This is a genomic window from Pseudomonadota bacterium, from assembly GCA_039196715.1.
Lineage (GTDB): Bacteria > Pseudomonadota > Gammaproteobacteria > CALCKW01 > CALCKW01 > CALCKW01.
On the sequence record JBCCUP010000039.1, the window covers coordinates 26,163 to 41,669 of the forward strand.

Consider the following 15,507-nt stretch of genomic DNA (forward strand, 5'->3'; position numbering starts at 1 on the left):
TAAATCAGTCCCTTCGCCTCCCACCTGAACCGTATGGTTCAAGGTTTTTTGGCCGACTGCACCAGGGGTGTGTCCGGTCTGCCTGATGTCATCTCCGCCCACAGGCATACTCAAACGCGCAATTTTTCCGCGTTTTCCTTTATGAAATCAACGATATCCATCGATTCATAGAGCCACTGAACGGGCTCGTTGTCGCGTTCGATCTTGAGACACGGCACCTGAACCAGGCCACCGCCCTCGGACAGCTCCCTGACGCCATCAGCGTCCGACTCGAGGTAGCGTTCTGCCACCACATCGCTCAGGCCGAGCTGCGCAACAGCGCGCCTGACCATGCCGCAAAAGCCGCACAACTGGGTTTGGTAGAGCGTTGTTTTCACGGTCGATCCTCCGCCAACCAGCGCAACACGCTGGGGGTGAAATACGTCAATATGGCGTCACAACCCGCGCGTTTAAACCCGAGCAGCGCCTCGAGCACACACGGCCTGAGTTCGAGCGCGCCGGCCTCGGCCGCGCATGCCAGCATGGCGTACTCCCCGGAGACCTGGTAGGCGAAGGTCGGCACCCCGAAGGTGTCTTTCACACGCCGCGCGACGTCAAGGTACGGCATGCCCGGCTTGACCATGACCATGTCGGCCCCCTCGTCGAGGTCCAACGCGACTTCCCTGAGCGCTTCGTCGCCGTTGCCAGGGTCCATCTGATAGGTGTGCTTGTTGCCCCACCCGAGGTTCCCGCTCGACCCCACTGCGTCGCGAAACGGGCCGTAGAAACTGCTCGCGTACTTGGCCGCGTAACTCAGGATGCGCACGTTGACATGGCCCTCGGCCTCGAGTGCGGCTCGCAGCGCGCCGACCCGGCCATCCATCATGTCCGAGGGCGCGAGGACGTCGGCACCCGCCGCCGCGTGCGAGAGACCCTGCTTGACCAACGCGGCCACGGTGGGGTCGTTCTCGATGTCGCCATCGGCACCGAGCAGACCGTCCTGACCGTGCGAGGTGTAGGGGTCGAGTGCGACGTCAGTCATCACACCGAGCTCGGGCAGTTCGGCCTTGACGGCGCGGACGGCCCGCTGCAACAACCCCTCAGGGTCCCAAGCCGTGGACGCACAATCGCTCTTGCCCTCGGGCCCGACCACGGGAAACGGCGCGATCGCGCGCAGGCCCAGTGGCACCAGCGTGTGAAGCTGCTCCAGCAGCAGGTCCACGGACACACGCTCGACACCGGGCAAGGTGGCAATCGTGTCCCGTCGCCCGGCGCCTTCCTGCACGAAAACCGGGAGGATCAGATCCTCGGCCAGGAGGGTGTTCTCGCGCATGAGATCGCGCGAGAACGTGTCACGGCGCATGCGGCGCATGCGAGTAGTCGGGTAGCGACCGGGAAACACGGGGGCCATGGGATTGCACTCGCTCTGTGTGGCCAGCTGGGCTCGGTGAGCGCGAAGTGTACCGCGCAGCGTGCGCGTTGCGGCAGCGGCGTCGACCGGTGGCCCGCGTGGCACGAAGCGGGCTGGGAACCCACGCCTGCTACACTGCGCTGCACCGCCCACCAGAGCCCGTGTCCCGTGACCGACCACTACGCCGTGTTCGGCAACCCGATCGCACACAGCCGCTCGCCGTTCATTCATCAGCGCTTTGCCGAGGACACCGCCCAGGACCTCGTCTACACCGCCGAAACGGCGCCACTGGACGGCTTTGCCGACGCCGCAGCGCGCTTCTTCGCCGACGGGGGCCGCGGCTGCAATGTCACGGTGCCTTTCAAGCTCGACGCCGCCACCTTCGCCGACGATCTGACGGATGCGGCCGGCCGCGCCGGCGCGGTCAACACACTGATCCGAACCGAGCGCGGGTTGCTCGGAGACAACACCGACGGCATCGGCCTCGTGCGCGACCTCGGCACGCACTGCGGCGTGGCACTGCGCGCGGCGCGTGTTCTCGTGCTCGGCGCGGGTGGTGCGGTGCGCGGCGTGCTGCAACCGATACTCGCCCAGCAACCCGCGCAGGTGGTGATCGCCAACCGCTCCGCCGACAAGGCGGAAAAGCTTGCCGCCGCCTTCGCGGACCTCGGTCCGATCACGGCCTGCCCACTGGACGCGCCTGCAACGCAGGATTTTGACGTTGTCATCAACGGCACTTCTTCAGGGCTGTCCGGTGACGTGCCCGCGCTCGCACCGCAGTGCGTGCGAGGCGCTGTGAGCTACGACATGGTCTACGCCCACGCGGCCACGCCGTTTCAGGCCTGGAGTCGCACGAACGGCGCGCGCGCCGCGTTCGACGGCCTGGGCATGCTGGTCGAGCAGGCGGCCGAGAGCTTCGAACGCTGGCGCGGTGTGAGGCCCGAGACGGCGCGCGTGCGCGCAGCCCTGCGCGCGGCACTCTGAGGTACTCAAACGCCTGACCCGCGCCGTGGCATGAACCGTGGACTGCTGAGGGGGAACCCGCTCACAGGCACCCCGGAACATGCCTCTGCCCCACCCGGTTCAACCGGGCCGAAACCCCTTGCTCGACGTGGCACGGCTGCTCGCGGCGCTGGCCGTCGTGGGCTACCACTACACTGCCTACGGTCCCGCAAACGGGCTGACCGGCGGCAGTGCGTTCCCGGGGCTGGAACCGCTGTTCCGCTACGGCTACCTCGGTGTCCCGTTCTTCTTCCTGATCAGCGGCTACGTGATCCTGCAGTCGGCCCAACGCTGCACCGCCTTGCAATTCGCCGGACTGCGGGCGCTGCGTCTCTACCCGGCCTACTGGCTTGCTGTGCCCATCGCGGCGATCGCGGCCCACGCGGTGCCGGCGATCGACCCGCCGTCCCTGCAAACCCTGGCGATCAACCTGACCATGGTGCAAGGCTACCTGGCGACACCCCACGTCGACGGCGTCTACTGGACGCTGACGGTCGAGCTGATGTTCTACGCCTGGGTGTTCGGCTTGCTGCTGGTCGGCCGGCTGGACTGGTTGCCCGTCCTCGCGGTCGCACTGCTCGCCGCTGCGACGGTGCACCACAGCCTCGGCGTGCCCCGCGCCATCTACCTGCTGACCCAGCCCGACTGGTCTCCCTACTTCGTCGCGGGCTGCACACTCTACTGTTGGCAGACGCGAATCCACCGCCGCGTGTCAGCGGCGCTCTGGTGCTGGGCATTGATGCTGTGCCTGTGGCAGGCAACGGCGGCTGCCGCACACATGAGTTCGCTGCTCGACGCCACCGTGTCGACAACCGCGTCCGGGGTGCTGACCGGTCTCGCGTTCGTCGGTTTTGTCGCCGTGGTGCAATCCGGTCGTCACGTGGCTGTGCCGCTCGCGGGCCTCGCCGGCGCCCTCAGCTACCCGCTGTACCTGCTGCACCAGAACGTCGGCTACGCCGTGTTCAGCCGCTGGGGTTCCTCGGTCGACGACACGCTCCTCGGTGTGCTGTTGCTCGCGGCGTTGCTGGTGGTGTGCGCCGGCATCGCGCTGCTGTTCGAAGCGCCTCTACGCCGGGCGCTGCGCCCGCTCGTGCTGTCGCCAACAGGCCCCTGGTTCTGGACTCGCGACGATCAGCCGCAGGGTGTCAGAGCTCGCCGGAGCGCAGCTGATCTGCGTAGGACTGGAACGTCTGGCGCTTGGCGCCACTGACTTTCGGCCACTCGAGCGGCAGGGCCTCGAGGTGCTTGCGGATGACCTTGGCCACCTCGTAGCGCATGCGTGGCTTGTCGTCTGCGGGAATCGAATACCACGGCGCGCGCCGCGTTGACGTGCGCTGCATCGCAGCCTCGTAGGCCGACATGTAGCGCTCCCAGTGCTGCCGCTCGTTGAGGTCGTTGGCGCTGAACTTCCAGTTTTTTTCCGGCTCCTCGAGGCGCGAGAGAAAGCGTGCGGCCTGCTCTTCACGCGAGACATTGAGAAAGAACTTGATGACCTGTGTGCCGTTCTCGACCAGATGCCGCTCGTGGTCTGCGATGGCACGCAGACGACGGCGCCAGATGTCATCGCCCAGGCTGTCCGCCGGCAGCCGTTGCGAGGACAGGATAGCGGGGTGCACCCTGACCACGAGCACCTCTTCGTAGTAGCTGCGATTGAAGACACCGATGCGACCGCGCTGCGGCAGCGCGCGCGCAGTGCGCCAGAGAAAATCGTGTTCGAGCTCGTTGTCGCTGGGTTTCTTGAAACTCGAGACCTGGAAACCCGCCGGATTGACACCGGTGAACACCGCACGGATGGTGCTGTCCTTGCCGGCCGCGTCCATCGCCTGAAACACGCACAACAACGCGAAATGATCGTGCGCGTAGAGCTTCTCCTGCAGCGCACTGATACGTTTGACCTCGCCCTTGAGCTTCTTCTTCAGCGCCTTGCGGTCCAGCGTCTCGTCTGCGATGCGCGTCGGCTGATCGGCCAGGCGCCAATCGTCCTGCCGCGGTACGCGCCAGGCACTCTTGACCCGGCTGCTCATGCACCCGACTCCACAGGCGCCGGGATCGCACAGCTCACACCGGTGCCACGCAAGCCGCAGTAGCCCCCGGGGTTCTTCGCCAGGTACTGCTGGTGTTCGTCCTCGGCGTAGTAGAAGGGACCGGCCAGGCCGATCTCGGTGGTGATCGCAGCGTGGATACCACTGCCGCGCAGCGCCGCCTCGTACGCCGCACAGGAGGCACGCACCGTTTCCCATTGCGCGTTGTCCTGGCAGTAGATGGCCGAACGGTACTGGGTGCCGACGTCGTTGCCCTGTCGCATGCCCTGGGTCGGATCGTGTGCTTCCCAAAAGACTTTCAACAGTGACGTGAGCGGCAGTTGTGCCGGGTCGAACACCACGCGCACCACCTCGGTGTGGCCCGTCGAACCAGAACACACGTCCCGGTAGGACGGGTTGGCCGTGAATCCGCCTGCGTAGCCGACGGCGGTCACATGCACACCGGGCTGTTGCCAGAAGCGCCGCTCCGCCCCCCAGAAACACCCCATACCCACATCGATGACGTCGCAGTCCGAGGGAAAGGGGTCGTTGAGATCCGTGCCGAGCACCACGTGCAGCCGGTCGATTCGGATGGGCGTGGGCCGGTCGGGCAGCGCTGACGTCGCCGAGATCATGCGTTGCTTGGAAAAGGGGAACATAGCGAGACTCCTCAGCCCATCTGGTGTGAGTGTACCAACACCCACACGGCCAAAAGACGACCGAGACCACAGACCCGGCCATCGCCAGCACCACCGGTGCAGGACGGCAGAGCGCCGTCGGTCACGGCGTTACGCGCGCGGCGCCGGCCCTCAGCCGTCAGATTCGCGGGCTACCGACACAGCGTGCGACTGTTCGAAAAACTCGAGCATCACGCTGGCTGGGACCGCCAGCGACATGTTCGGTTCACGCTGCAGGGTGCCCTCGAAGTCACGCGCACCGAAGCCGGTCACCAGGCCCGCAAGCAGCGCCCGGCCAGCGTGACAGGCGATCAGGGCGCCTCCGGATTGACCGGCCTCGACCAGCGGCGTGATACGCGCTGCGCCGCGCCAATCGCCGAGGTAGACGCCCTCGCCGACGGTCTGAAACTGCCCCGCGGGCCAGCCGAAGGCCCAGACGGCTTCACCCGCCTGAAGCGTGCGGTCAAGCAGGGTCACCGGTGTCGCACGCAAGGTTGGCACCGTCAGCAAGGCCAGGTCACGTTCGGCGTCGTACTGCACGTGGGACGCGGCGTACCAGGCGCCGTCGATGTGCACCTGCGGTTGCGGGTTGCCGACCAGCCCGTGCCAGACGGTGACCACGCGGTCGTGTGCAACCACCACACCGGACTGTTGAATGCCATCGGACACGGCCACCTTGACCACGGCATCGCGGAGCCCGCCGGCAATGTGCGCGCTGTCGCAGGCCGCCTGGGCGTGGGTCAGCGGCGCGTGGAGAAGCATCAGGGATATCAGCAGTCGGAAGAACACCGGTGAACTCGGCAAGGCGTGCGAGCCGAAGTGTAGTAGACGGGCTGGCGTTGCAGTAAAGCGACAGCACCAAGCAGAGCAAACCTGTTCTGCCACCGGCGTCGGCGCCGCGTGCTTTCCCCGTGCAGCGCGGCCGGGCAGGCTCAGTCACCACAACGGAGAACTGACATGAAAACACAACGCGGATTCACCTTGATCGAGATCGCACTGGTGTTGGTGGTGGTGGGTCTCATCCTCGGCGGCGTGCTCAAGGGGCAATCGGTGATCGAAAACGCGCGCGTGCGCTCGCTGGCCAACCAGATCCACGGCATCAACGCGGCCTGGTATGCCTTCATTGACCGCTACCGCGCCCTCCCCGGCGATCTCACCACCGCCAGCACCCAACTCGATACCGCCCTTGCAAATGGCGACGGCAACGGCAAGGTCAACAGCGCTCAGGAAGTGGCGCTGGTGTGGCAACACCTCGCCAGCGGCGGCTTCATTTCCGGTCGCTTCGACGGCAATGCCGAGAGCGCGGGCACAACAGGAGACACCGAGTGCGCCGCCAGCACGTGCCCACAGAACCCCTACGGCGGTTTCTTCAAACTCAGCAGTGGCACCGACGGTACGGGTACGGTGCATCTCATCACCGGCGCCAACATCTCACCCGCCGCTCTGCTGCAGCTGGATCTGAAAATCGACGATGGTGACCCGGACACGGGGGCGTTCATCAGCTTCCCCGCCGATGACGCGTGCACCAGCGACGGCGCCTGGAAAGTGGACGCCGCATCGGCAAGCTGCAGTGGTGCGTGGATCGGCTTCTGATGGGCTCCGGTCACACCGGCGCGTCGCGAACCGGCGCCGGCGTCACCCCGCCAACAGGCTCGCTCCACCGACGAAATGCACGATCGCCGTGGCCTTGTAGACGAGCGACAACGTGGCGTGGTGGCCCGCCGCGACATCGGGCCGCCGGTTGGAAACCACAAGCGGTGTGTCGTGAGAGGGCTCGATTCGGTGACGCGCCGACCGAATCGAGTCCTCGCGCAACTCGGCGTCGACATCGTGCTGGATCGCGTCCTTCGCCGCCTGCCACTCGTGCTGGTCGATGTCGCCGTCGGCATTCGCATCAAAGCGCGCAAGCAGCTCACGACGGTTGGCCTTCAACGCGCGCAAGCGGTCCAGCCAGCGCGCCTTGCGCACCTCGGCGCCCGTGTCCGGGCGGTGGCTCGAAAACCGACCCAACACGTAAACCGGCGCACCCGGGCGCAGGTACTGCACGGTGTAGATGCTGTTGCCGATGCGCTCCTCCCAGACGTCAGCGCTCAGGCAGTGGACGCGTCCCGGCGCGGTGCGAACCACGCAGTGACCGCTCGGGTCTTCAATGACGAAGCCGGCGGGCATGTCCGACGCGGTGGGCAAGTCGCCGTAGCCGCCGACCCACTCCGTGAGGCTCGCGAACACGCTGCGGTTCCGACGCACCTCGACCACGCTCACGGCAAACCACACACACTCGGGCATGCCGCGAAATGGCCGGTGCTGGACACCCTCCCGCGCCCGCGCTACACCCTGCACCGCTACGTGGCCTTGTGCCGCAGTTGCAATTGCTGTTGTGGGGGTGTCGGTGATGAGGTGCGCTTTGCGACGGTGCTGCGTGCCCCGCAGCAAGTAGAAGCCAGCGACACCGAGCGCAACCAGCCCGACCACAACCGACCAGCCTGCATAGGGCAGGATGACCATCACACGGGCCTGCAGGGCTACGTAGACCGCCGCGGCGACCGCCGCGCTGCCGCCCACCCGCGCGACCTCACGGCGCAGCATGCGCGAGGCCGACTGACCCGACCGCAGAACCGCCGCGACATCGACGTCCCCGGCGACACCGAGCAGCTCCTTCATGAGGCGCGCCGAATGTCCTCAACCGGGTTGAAGAGCGTGGCCACGTTGACATCGGCCTTCTTGGCCTCGGGCACCACCAGCAAGTCGGCAGAGACGAACGCGAAAGCGCGCGCCACGATCACGGCCGGAAACTCGGCGATGGCGATGTTGTTCGCGTTCACCGACGCGTTGTAGAACTCGCGCCGGTCGGCGATGCTGTCTTCGAGCGTGCTGACCCGACTCTGCAAGTGGGTGAAGGACTCGTCGGCCTTCAACTCCGGGTAGTTCTCAGCGAGCGCAAACAGCCCGCCGAGACTCGAGCCCAACAGCGCCTCTGCGGCCCCGAGCGCGCCGACATCGCCCCGTTCACGCGCCTGCTCCACACCCGCGCGCGCATTGACCACGGCTTCGAGTGTGTCGCGTTCGTACGCCATGTATTGCTGACAGGTCGCCACCAGGTTCGGCAGCTCGTCGTGGCGCTGTTGCAGCAGCACGTCGATGTTGCTCCAGGCCTCCGACACATTGTGCTTGACGCGAACCAAGCGGTTGTAGATCTGGACCAGCCAGATCAACGCAACGGCGACGATGGCGCCGATCAACAGAGTGGAAATGTCCATGGAACTGCCTCGATTCGAACGGGTTGCACGCCGTGGCCGGTGTTTCCGTGGAAAGACCGCCACTCAGGGCATGTAACGGTCGCCGTGGGCGCTTTTTGAGCGCGGTCGGGCGCATTCGACGTGGGCAAAGCGCAGACTGTGACGCAGTTCACACTGAGGTGGCTCGCAGACCTCAGAGATCGAGCTCGCTGATCTTTCGCGTCAGGGTGTTACGGCCCCAGCCCAACAAGCGGGCGGCATCCTGGCGCCGGCCACCGGTCGCCGTGAGTGCCGCGCCGATCAGCGTGCGTTCGAGCGACTTGGTCGCGTCGGTCATCAGGCCGGTCTGCCCGTTGGACAGCGCGCCATCGGCCCACTGCCTGAGCAGGGTTGTCCAGTCACCGGCTGTGGTGGTGTCGTCGGTGTCCGGGTTGCGCAGGGTGTCCGGCAGGTCGGAAATGTGCAATTCACGGCCGCTGGCCATCACTGTAAGCCAGTGGGCGGTGTTTTCGAGTTGGCGCACATTGCCCGGCCAGGACAAGCGGGACAGGTAATCCAACACCTCCTGCGTCGGTTGCTTCCGGGTCACGCCGAGTTCGGTGGCCGAGTGCGTGAGAAAGTGTTCGAGCAACAGCGGGATGTCCTCACGCCGCTCACGCAGGGGGGGGACCCGCAAGCGGATCACGTTCAGCCGGTGGAACAGGTCTTCGCGAAATTCGCCGTTCGCAACCCGGGTTTCCAGGTCCTGGTGCGTCGCCGCGACGATCCGGACGTCCGCTTGCAGCGGCCGCGCCCCGCCCACGCGAAAGAACTCGCCGTCGGACAGTACACGCAGGAGCCGGGTCTGCAAATCACTCGGCATATCGCCGATTTCATCGAGGAACAGCGTGCCGCCGTTCGCCTGTTCAAAACGCCCAATGCGCTGGGTTTGCGCACCGGTAAAGGCACCCCGCTCGTGCCCAAACAGCTCGGACTCCATCAACTCGCGGGGAATGGCCGCCATGTTCAAAGCGATAAACGGGCTGGCAGCCCGCGGGCTGTGACGGTGGAGGGCGCGGGCGATGAGCTCCTTGCCCGTGCCCGACTCACCGTTGATGAGCACGGTGATGTTGGAGCGGGACAGCCGCCCGATGGCACGAAAGACATCCTGCATGGCGGACGCCGCGCCGATGATGTCGGTCAGCGTGTCAGGGGTGGCATCTTCGGCCACCGCCGTGTGCCGACTGGACCGGCTGTGGGCCGCTGCGCGCTGCGCCAGCTCGACCGCGGCGTCGATGTCGAACGGTTTGGGTAAGTAGTCGAAGGCACCGCCCTCGTAGGCGTTGACCGCGCTGTCGAGGTCCGAGTGGGCGGTCATGACAATCACGGGCAGGTCGCTGTGCATACCTTGCACCGTCCGCATGAAGCTGATCCCGTCCATACCGGGCATGCGCACGTCGGTGATGATTGCGTCCGGGAGTGCCGGCGACGCATCGAGCTGGTCGATGACTTCTTCACCGTGCTCGAATGTGCGCACACTGATGTCCGCCTTCTCCAGTGCGCGCGACAACACCCAACGGATTGACCGGTCGTCGTCGACGACCCAAACGGTGTCAGCGCTCATGCATCCGACTCCAGAGGTAAATATAGTGAAAAGACCGTGTTGCCGGGCACGGAGTGGCATTCGATCAGGCCACCGTGTCGCCCGATCAAGGACTGCGCTATGGGCAACCCGAGTCCGGTGCCGTCTGCACGGCCGGTGATCAACGGCAAGAACAAGGTGTCGGCGATCTCTGGCGGCACGCCGGAGCCGGTGTCGCACACCTGGATGACACCGACGAGCCGGTGCACCGAGGACCCGATGGTGAAGTTCTGCACCACCCGGGTTCGCAGGGTCAGGACGCCCGCCTCACCGATCGCCTGCAGGGCGTTGAGTCCGACGTTCAGCAGGGCTTGCACCAGCCACTCGCGGTCGCCGTTCAACGGCGGCAGCGAGGGGTCGTAGTCGCGTTCGATTTCGACCTGTTCGGACGCTTCGGATTCGAGCAGCGGCAACACGTACTCGGTGACCTGATGCAGGTTCAGCGGCGCGAGGTTGGGCCGGTCGGCCGGCCCCGACAACCGATCGATCAGGCGCTGCAGACGGTCTGCCTCGTCGATGATGATGCGCGTGTATTCCTTCAGGCCGTCTTCGTCGAGCTCGCGCTCGAGCAACTGTGCCGCACCGCGAAGCCCACCGAGGGGGTTCTTCACCTCGTGCGCGAGGCCGCGAAGCAACAGCCGGCTCGACTCGGACTGCGCCAGCAACGCATCCTCGCGCGCGATGCGCAATTGCCGATCGAGCGAGCTGATTTCGAGCAACACACCGCTGTCGAGCAGCGGTGCAGCGCGCACATCGGCAATCACACGGCCACCGTGGCGCAATTCGAGGGGGGTTTCGCGCTCGGTCAGCGGTTGGCCGGTTGCCGCCGACTCTTCGAGGTGGGCAACCACCTTGTCCGGCATGCCGAGCAACGCAATGACAGGCTGGCCCATGGCCATACGCATGCTGATCGACAACAGCTCTTCTGCCGCAGAATTCATCGATTCCACGACCAGGTCGTGCGAGAGCTGCAGCACAGCCGTGCCGAGTGCATCGAGCACCGCCACCGTGTCCCACTCACGCAAGTCAACCATCCGTTGCCAGCCATTCAATCATCGCATGTCCGTTATGGTGCGATTTTTGGACCGTCTGGCCGAATTGGAATTTTTTATATCTATTTCAATGAGTTGTAGAAAAACCAACGCGGAAATTCGCGTGTTTCAGCCGTTCAGACGATTCGCGATGCACTCTATAGGTGCATTTTGCGCCCCAATAGGGTGCGCATCAAGGCCGTCAGGCTGAGGTCAATCGGTGTTCGGGAAGGCTTCTGCGGGCACGGCCGTCTCCGGTCGCACGGCATCGGTGACGCTGGGGTGCATCAGTCCGGACTGGCGGTTGATGATGCTCGGCCGCAAGACATGCACCGTGCGCTCTCCGCTGGTGGCAACGCGCTGGTCGGCGCCATCCCGCACATCCACGCGCAAGGTGTGCGAGCCGCGGTCGACGCCCTGCAGTGTCAACACGTTGGCACGTCCACGCGCCAGTTCGCGCCCGTCCAGAAGCACCGCCAATTCCTGATCCGCACCGAGCCCGGGCGACACCGAGACGGTGACCTGAAGCGCACCGCCGCCACTCCAATAGGCTTCGCCTGCGGTCGGTGACAGGATTTCGACATCGGGCACCACGGCCGAGACCTCCTGAGCCTCGGGCGCAACCGTCGCGCCAGACTCGCTCCCCCAACTGACCCAGGTGCCGTCTGACGCCGCGTCTTCGTCGGACACGTCGGGCTCAGCCTGACGCAACGCCGGCAACACGGTGAGGTTGTCCGGCAGCACCACCTCCGTCGCCTGTGTGCCCTGGGGCTCGTCGGTGTAGACCAGGTTGCCGTCGGCGTCGCGGTAGCTGTACACGGTGGCCAACGCCTGCCCGCTGATCATTGCAAGCACTATCAGGCTGAATTTCATGGGCAGGGCTTCCGGGTTACGCGGGTGTGTTGCCACTTTAGGTGCAAAAAAAACGCCCGCACAGTCGCGGGCGTTCGCTTTTTCTGCGCGGGCAGCGCATACGCCGCCGCCCGCAACAGGCGGCTTACACGCTGTAGTACAGCTCGTACTCTTTGGGGTGCACCTGCAAGCTCATCTCGGTGACCTCCTCCTGCTTGAGGTCGATGTAGGCGTTGATCATGTCGTCGCTCATGACGCCGCCGGCGGTCAGAAAGCCGCGGTCCTGGTCAAGCGCCTCCAGCGCGTCACCGAGGCTGCGCGCCACCTGGGGAATCGCCTTTTCCTCCTCGGGCGGCAGGTCGTAGAGGTCCTTGTCCATCGCGTCGCCCGGATTGATCTGATTCTTGATCCCGTCGAGTCCCGCCATCATCAGGGCCGTGAAGCACAGATAGGGGTTGGCCGTGGGGTCCGGGAAGCGGACTTCGATGCGCCGGCCTTTCGGGCTGGAGACGTAGGGGATGCGAATCGACGCCGAGCGGTTGCGTGCAGAGTAGGCCAGCATCACAGGGGCCTCGAAGCCCGGCACCAGGCGTTTGTAGCTGTTGACCGATGCGTTGGCAAAGGCGTTGATGGCCTTGGCGTGCGCGATCACCCCGCCGATGTAGTAGAGCGCGGTCTGCGAGAGGCCACCGTAGAGGTCGCCGGCAAAGATGTTCTCGCCACCGAGCGACAGCGACTGGTGCACATGCATGCCACTGCCGTTGTCGCCGACCAGAGGCTTGGGCATGAAGGTGGCGGTCTTGCCGTACTGGTGCGCCACGTTGTGCACAACGTACTTCAGCACCTGGTTCTGGTCAGCGCGCCGCACCAGTGTGTTGAACTTGGTGCCGATTTCGCACTGCCCACCGGTCGCCACTTCGTGGTGGTGGACTTCCACATCCAGGCCCATCTGCTCGAGCACCACGCACATCGCCGCGCGCATGTCGTAGAGCGAGTCGACGGGTGGCACCGGGAAATAACCGCCCTTGATGCCAGGCCGGTGCCCATAGTTACCTTCCTCGTAGGTCTTTGCCGTGTTGGTGCAGAGCTCGACAGAATCGATCTTCGCGAAGGTGTCGCCGATCCGTGTGCCGAAACGCACGTCGTCGAACACGAAAAATTCCGGCTCCGGCCCGAAGTAAGCGGTGTCGGCGATGCCCGTTGACTGCAGGTACGCCTCGGCGCGCTTGGCCACCGATCGGGGGCACCGCTCGTACCCCTGCAAGGTCGACGGCTCGATGATGTCGCACCGCAAGTTGAGCGTCGGCTCCTCGGTAAACGGGTCCATGACCGCAGAGCTTGCGTCCGGCAACATGATCATGTCCGACGCCTGAATGCCTTTCCAGCCGGATATCGAAGAACCGTCAAACATCTGCCCGTCCTCGAACAGGTCCTCGTCAACCACCGAGGCCGGCACTGACACATGCTGTTCCTTACCCCGCGTATCGGTGAACCGCAGATCAACGAAGCGCACGTCGTTGTCACGTATGAGGTCGATGACCTCGCTACCAATCTCAACCATGGGGGTCTTGTCTCCTGAATCGTGAAGCGTGGGAAAGGCGGTTAGTCGCGCCACGCAAGTGGTGGTAACGCGCGGGTCGCGCGGGCACCACAGAGGAGCGTAGTGCCCAGACGACGTCACAACACGCCGGAGCAGGTTGTGTACCAGCTTTCTGAATCGGCTTTTTCTGCTTTTTCAATGCGTTATTGACTGGCACACGCGCCATGCACTGCTGCTGTGCGGAAAAGTCTGAAATGCACCTCTTTGGTGCAATCCGTGTAAATTCAACGGATTCACCTGGCCCTCCGGCAGCCGATTGGCGCGGTTGGCGACGACCCGAGAAAAAAGTCTACCGCCCCACCTGTCACCTCCGAGAGCGAGTTGCACTGAGAAATCGCGGTTGCCGACACGAGGCGGGGCACGGCGACGTGTGAACGCACGAGGACGGGGGAACCACCGCACTGCGCCGGGCGCGTGACGAAGCGCATGCCACCAGAGTTTCGCTAAGTCTCTGTATCAAAACATTTTATCTACCAGTACCAGAAACAGACCAGTACCGGGTTAACACAAATGAAGGACGAGCCGGCCGGGGACGGAGCTGCGTTTTTTCGGGAAATTCGCGGGTGAGTGCGAGAGAAAGCGTGCCGTGAAAACCGGCGCCACGTCACATCACGTCAACGCGGTTGCTGCATTCCGACGGAATCTGGCAGACTTGATCTGTTGTGCCTGAATGAAATGCCCACGGGCTGCTTCATTTTGGTGCAGAGCGCACACAGACTGTATCGCACATCACCAGCGGACCGCCACCCGAATCGGGTGACGGCGCAGCCCCGAACACGGCTGACAGCGCTCGCTGGCGACGGGATACCGGATTTCACTCGATGATCATTGGAGAAACGCGATCATGAAAAGCAAGCTAGAGTACATCTGGCTCGACGGCTACAAGCCGACTCAAAGCCTCCGCAGCAAGACGATGGTCAGAAATGACTTCAGCGGAAACCTCGAAGACTGCCCCGTGTGGTCCTTCGACGGCAGCTCGACCGAGCAGGCCGAGGGCAACGATTCAGACTGCCTGCTGAAGCCGGTAGCGATCATTCCCGACCCGGATCGCAAGAACAGCTACCTCGTCATGACCGAGGTGCTCAACGCCGATGGCACACCGCACGAATCCAACGGCCGCGCCACCATCGAAGAAGACGACGACGATTTCTGGTTCGGTTTCGAGCAGGAGTATTTCCTGATGAACACCGAGACCAAACTGCCGCTCGGCTTCCCGGCCAATGGCTACCCCGGGCCGCAAGGTCCCTACTACTGCTCCGTCGGTGGCGCCAACGCATTTGGCCGTGAAATCATCGAAGAGCACCTGGACATGTGCCTCGAGGCTGGCCTGAACGTCGAAGGCATCAACGCCGAAGTGGCCGCTGGCCAGTGGGAATTCCAGATCTTCGCCAAGGGCGCGAAGCGCGCCGGTGATGAAATCTGGCTCGCGCGTTACCTGATCGAGCGCACCGCCGAGAAATACGGCGTCTCGGTCGACTGGCACCCCAAACCGCTCGGCGACACCGACTGGAACGGCTCGGGCATGCACGCCAACTTCTCGAACGGCGCCATGCGCACCGCGGGCAGCGAAGACGTGTTCAACAAGATCTGTGAAGGCTTTGGACGCAACATCGAACGCCACATCAGCGTCTATGGCGCGGACAACGACCAGCGCCTGACCGGCAAGCACGAGACCCAGGCGATCGACCAGTTCAGCTACGGCGTCTCGGACCGCGGCGCGTCCATCCGCATTCCGGTTGGTACCATCGAAGACGGCTGGAAAGGCCGCCTCGAAGACCGCCGTCCGGCGTCCAACGCGGACCCGTACAAGGTCGCAGCCGCGATCATCAAGACCAGCACGGAAGCGCTGAGCTAAGGCTCGGCACACAGTGGCACGCCCGACCCGGGCGTGAAGAAGGCCCCGCGCTCGCCGCGGGGTTTTTTTTGCGTACACGCGTCGCACGCGGGGCTGACGCGTCGAGCGCGGACACAGTCGCAGCCGGGCGCACTGGTCTACACTGAAGGGCCCCTCGCCTCGGGTTCCGCCTCATGGACGAGTACCCCAAGCTCAAGCTGCCCGACAGTCCCCAACTGATCG

At 64.7% G+C, this 15,507-nt stretch carries 15 protein-coding genes; 4 read left to right on the forward strand and 11 right to left on the reverse strand.

Translation table 11 applies throughout. The features are described 5' to 3' along the window. Positions 1-110 precede the first annotated feature (110 nt). Both AAGA11_13890 and hemB read right to left on the reverse strand, forming a co-directional pair. Positions 111-377, reverse strand: a complete 267-nt coding sequence (locus AAGA11_13890) for a glutaredoxin domain-containing protein (GenBank protein ID MEM9603952.1) — start codon at positions 375-377, stop codon at positions 111-113. Further along, positions 374-1,390, reverse strand: a complete 1,017-nt coding sequence (hemB, locus tag AAGA11_13895; GenBank protein ID MEM9603953.1) for a porphobilinogen synthase — start codon at positions 1,388-1,390, stop codon at positions 374-376. The genes AAGA11_13890 and hemB overlap by 4 nt, the downstream gene beginning before the upstream one ends. 168 nt (positions 1,391-1,558) lie before the next feature. Here hemB and aroE point away from each other — a divergent pair, with 168 nt between their 5' ends. Together aroE and AAGA11_13905 are read left to right on the forward strand one after the other, a co-directional pair. Further along, positions 1,559-2,374 (forward strand): shikimate dehydrogenase, encoded by an 816-nt coding sequence (gene aroE / locus AAGA11_13900; protein ID MEM9603954.1) that lies wholly within the window; start codon positions 1,559-1,561, stop codon positions 2,372-2,374. Between the two features lie 79 nt (positions 2,375-2,453). Beyond that, on the forward strand, positions 2,454-3,602 hold the full coding sequence (locus AAGA11_13905) for an acyltransferase (GenBank protein ID MEM9603955.1): 1,149 nt from the start codon (positions 2,454-2,456) through the stop codon (positions 3,600-3,602). Here the strand turns inward: AAGA11_13905 and AAGA11_13910 are convergent. The 3 genes from AAGA11_13910 to AAGA11_13920 form a co-directional block, all read right to left on the reverse strand. Continuing rightward, positions 3,538-4,416 (reverse strand): PPK2 family polyphosphate kinase, encoded by an 879-nt coding sequence (locus tag AAGA11_13910; GenBank protein MEM9603956.1) that lies wholly within the window; start codon positions 4,414-4,416, stop codon positions 3,538-3,540. The two genes, AAGA11_13905 and AAGA11_13910, sit on opposite strands and share 65 nt — an antisense overlap. After that, a complete protein-coding gene (gene msrA, locus AAGA11_13915) occupies positions 4,413-5,072 on the reverse strand; it encodes a peptide-methionine (S)-S-oxide reductase MsrA (GenBank protein MEM9603957.1) in 660 nt (219 codons plus the stop codon). The genes AAGA11_13910 and msrA overlap by 4 nt, the downstream gene beginning before the upstream one ends. Before the next feature lie 150 nt (positions 5,073-5,222). Continuing rightward, complete coding sequence (locus AAGA11_13920; protein MEM9603958.1) at positions 5,223-5,852, reverse strand: serine protease; 630 nt, start codon at positions 5,850-5,852, stop codon at positions 5,223-5,225. A gap of 195 nt (positions 5,853-6,047) precedes the next feature. Here AAGA11_13920 and AAGA11_13925 point away from each other — a divergent pair, with 195 nt between their 5' ends. Continuing rightward, on the forward strand, positions 6,048-6,683 hold the full coding sequence (locus AAGA11_13925) for a prepilin-type N-terminal cleavage/methylation domain-containing protein (GenBank protein ID MEM9603959.1): 636 nt from the start codon (positions 6,048-6,050) through the stop codon (positions 6,681-6,683). A 42-nt stretch (positions 6,684-6,725) separates the two neighbouring features. Here the strand turns inward: AAGA11_13925 and AAGA11_13930 are convergent, their stop codons facing one another. The 6 genes from AAGA11_13930 to glnA all read right to left on the reverse strand — a co-directional run bounded on the left by AAGA11_13930 (position 6,726) and on the right by glnA (position 13,391). Next, on the reverse strand, positions 6,726-7,751 hold the full coding sequence (locus tag AAGA11_13930; GenBank protein ID MEM9603960.1) for a hypothetical protein: 1,026 nt from the start codon (positions 7,749-7,751) through the stop codon (positions 6,726-6,728). After that, positions 7,748-8,347: a LemA family protein gene (locus AAGA11_13935; GenBank protein ID MEM9603961.1), complete on the reverse strand. Its 600-nt coding sequence runs from the start codon at positions 8,345-8,347 to the stop codon at positions 7,748-7,750. The genes AAGA11_13930 and AAGA11_13935 overlap by 4 nt, the downstream gene beginning before the upstream one ends. A 172-nt stretch (positions 8,348-8,519) precedes the next feature. Next, positions 8,520-9,929, reverse strand: a complete 1,410-nt coding sequence (gene ntrC / locus AAGA11_13940; GenBank protein ID MEM9603962.1) for a nitrogen regulation protein NR(I) — start codon at positions 9,927-9,929, stop codon at positions 8,520-8,522. Continuing rightward, positions 9,926-10,981, reverse strand: a complete 1,056-nt coding sequence (glnL, locus tag AAGA11_13945) for a nitrogen regulation protein NR(II) (GenBank protein MEM9603963.1) — start codon at positions 10,979-10,981, stop codon at positions 9,926-9,928. Before glnL ends, ntrC begins: the two co-directional genes overlap by 4 nt. 210 nt (positions 10,982-11,191) lie before the next feature. Continuing rightward, on the reverse strand, positions 11,192-11,851 hold the full coding sequence (locus AAGA11_13950; GenBank protein ID MEM9603964.1) for a DUF4124 domain-containing protein: 660 nt from the start codon (positions 11,849-11,851) through the stop codon (positions 11,192-11,194). A 124-nt stretch (positions 11,852-11,975) separates the two neighbouring features. Further along, on the reverse strand, positions 11,976-13,391 hold the full coding sequence (glnA, locus tag AAGA11_13955; protein ID MEM9603965.1) for a glutamate--ammonia ligase: 1,416 nt from the start codon (positions 13,389-13,391) through the stop codon (positions 11,976-11,978). An 880-nt stretch (positions 13,392-14,271) separates the two neighbouring features. Here glnA and AAGA11_13960 point away from each other — a divergent pair. Beyond that, the gene (locus tag AAGA11_13960; GenBank protein ID MEM9603966.1) at positions 14,272-15,285 is read left to right on the forward strand and encodes a glutamine synthetase beta-grasp domain-containing protein; all 1,014 of its coding nucleotides are present in this window, start codon (positions 14,272-14,274) and stop codon (positions 15,283-15,285) included. The last annotated feature ends 222 nt before the right edge of the window (positions 15,286-15,507 follow it).

Excerpts from the sequence above, each read along its gene's own strand:
- hemB (MEM9603953.1), bottom strand. The coding sequence starts at position 1,390 with ATGGCCCCCGTGTTTCCCGGTCGCTACCCGACTACTCGCATGCGCCGC.
- AAGA11_13905 (MEM9603955.1), top strand. The coding sequence starts at position 2,454 with ATGCCTCTGCCCCACCCGGTTCAACCGGGCCGAAACCCCTTGCTCGAC.
- AAGA11_13910 (MEM9603956.1), bottom strand. The coding sequence starts at position 4,416 with ATGAGCAGCCGGGTCAAGAGTGCCTGGCGCGTACCGCGGCAGGACGAT.
- msrA (MEM9603957.1), bottom strand. The coding sequence starts at position 5,072 with ATGTTCCCCTTTTCCAAGCAACGCATGATCTCGGCGACGTCAGCGCTG.
- AAGA11_13920 (MEM9603958.1), bottom strand. The coding sequence starts at position 5,852 with ATGCTTCTCCACGCGCCGCTGACCCACGCCCAGGCGGCCTGCGACAGC.
- AAGA11_13925 (MEM9603959.1), top strand. The coding sequence starts at position 6,048 with ATGAAAACACAACGCGGATTCACCTTGATCGAGATCGCACTGGTGTTG.
- AAGA11_13930 (MEM9603960.1), bottom strand. The coding sequence starts at position 7,751 with ATGAAGGAGCTGCTCGGTGTCGCCGGGGACGTCGATGTCGCGGCGGTT.
- AAGA11_13935 (MEM9603961.1), bottom strand. The coding sequence starts at position 8,347 with ATGGACATTTCCACTCTGTTGATCGGCGCCATCGTCGCCGTTGCGTTG.
- ntrC (MEM9603962.1), bottom strand. The coding sequence starts at position 9,929 with ATGAGCGCTGACACCGTTTGGGTCGTCGACGACGACCGGTCAATCCGT.
- glnL (MEM9603963.1), bottom strand. The coding sequence starts at position 10,981 with ATGGTTGACTTGCGTGAGTGGGACACGGTGGCGGTGCTCGATGCACTC.
- AAGA11_13950 (MEM9603964.1), bottom strand. The coding sequence starts at position 11,851 with ATGAAATTCAGCCTGATAGTGCTTGCAATGATCAGCGGGCAGGCGTTG.
- glnA (MEM9603965.1), bottom strand. The coding sequence starts at position 13,391 with ATGGTTGAGATTGGTAGCGAGGTCATCGACCTCATACGTGACAACGAC.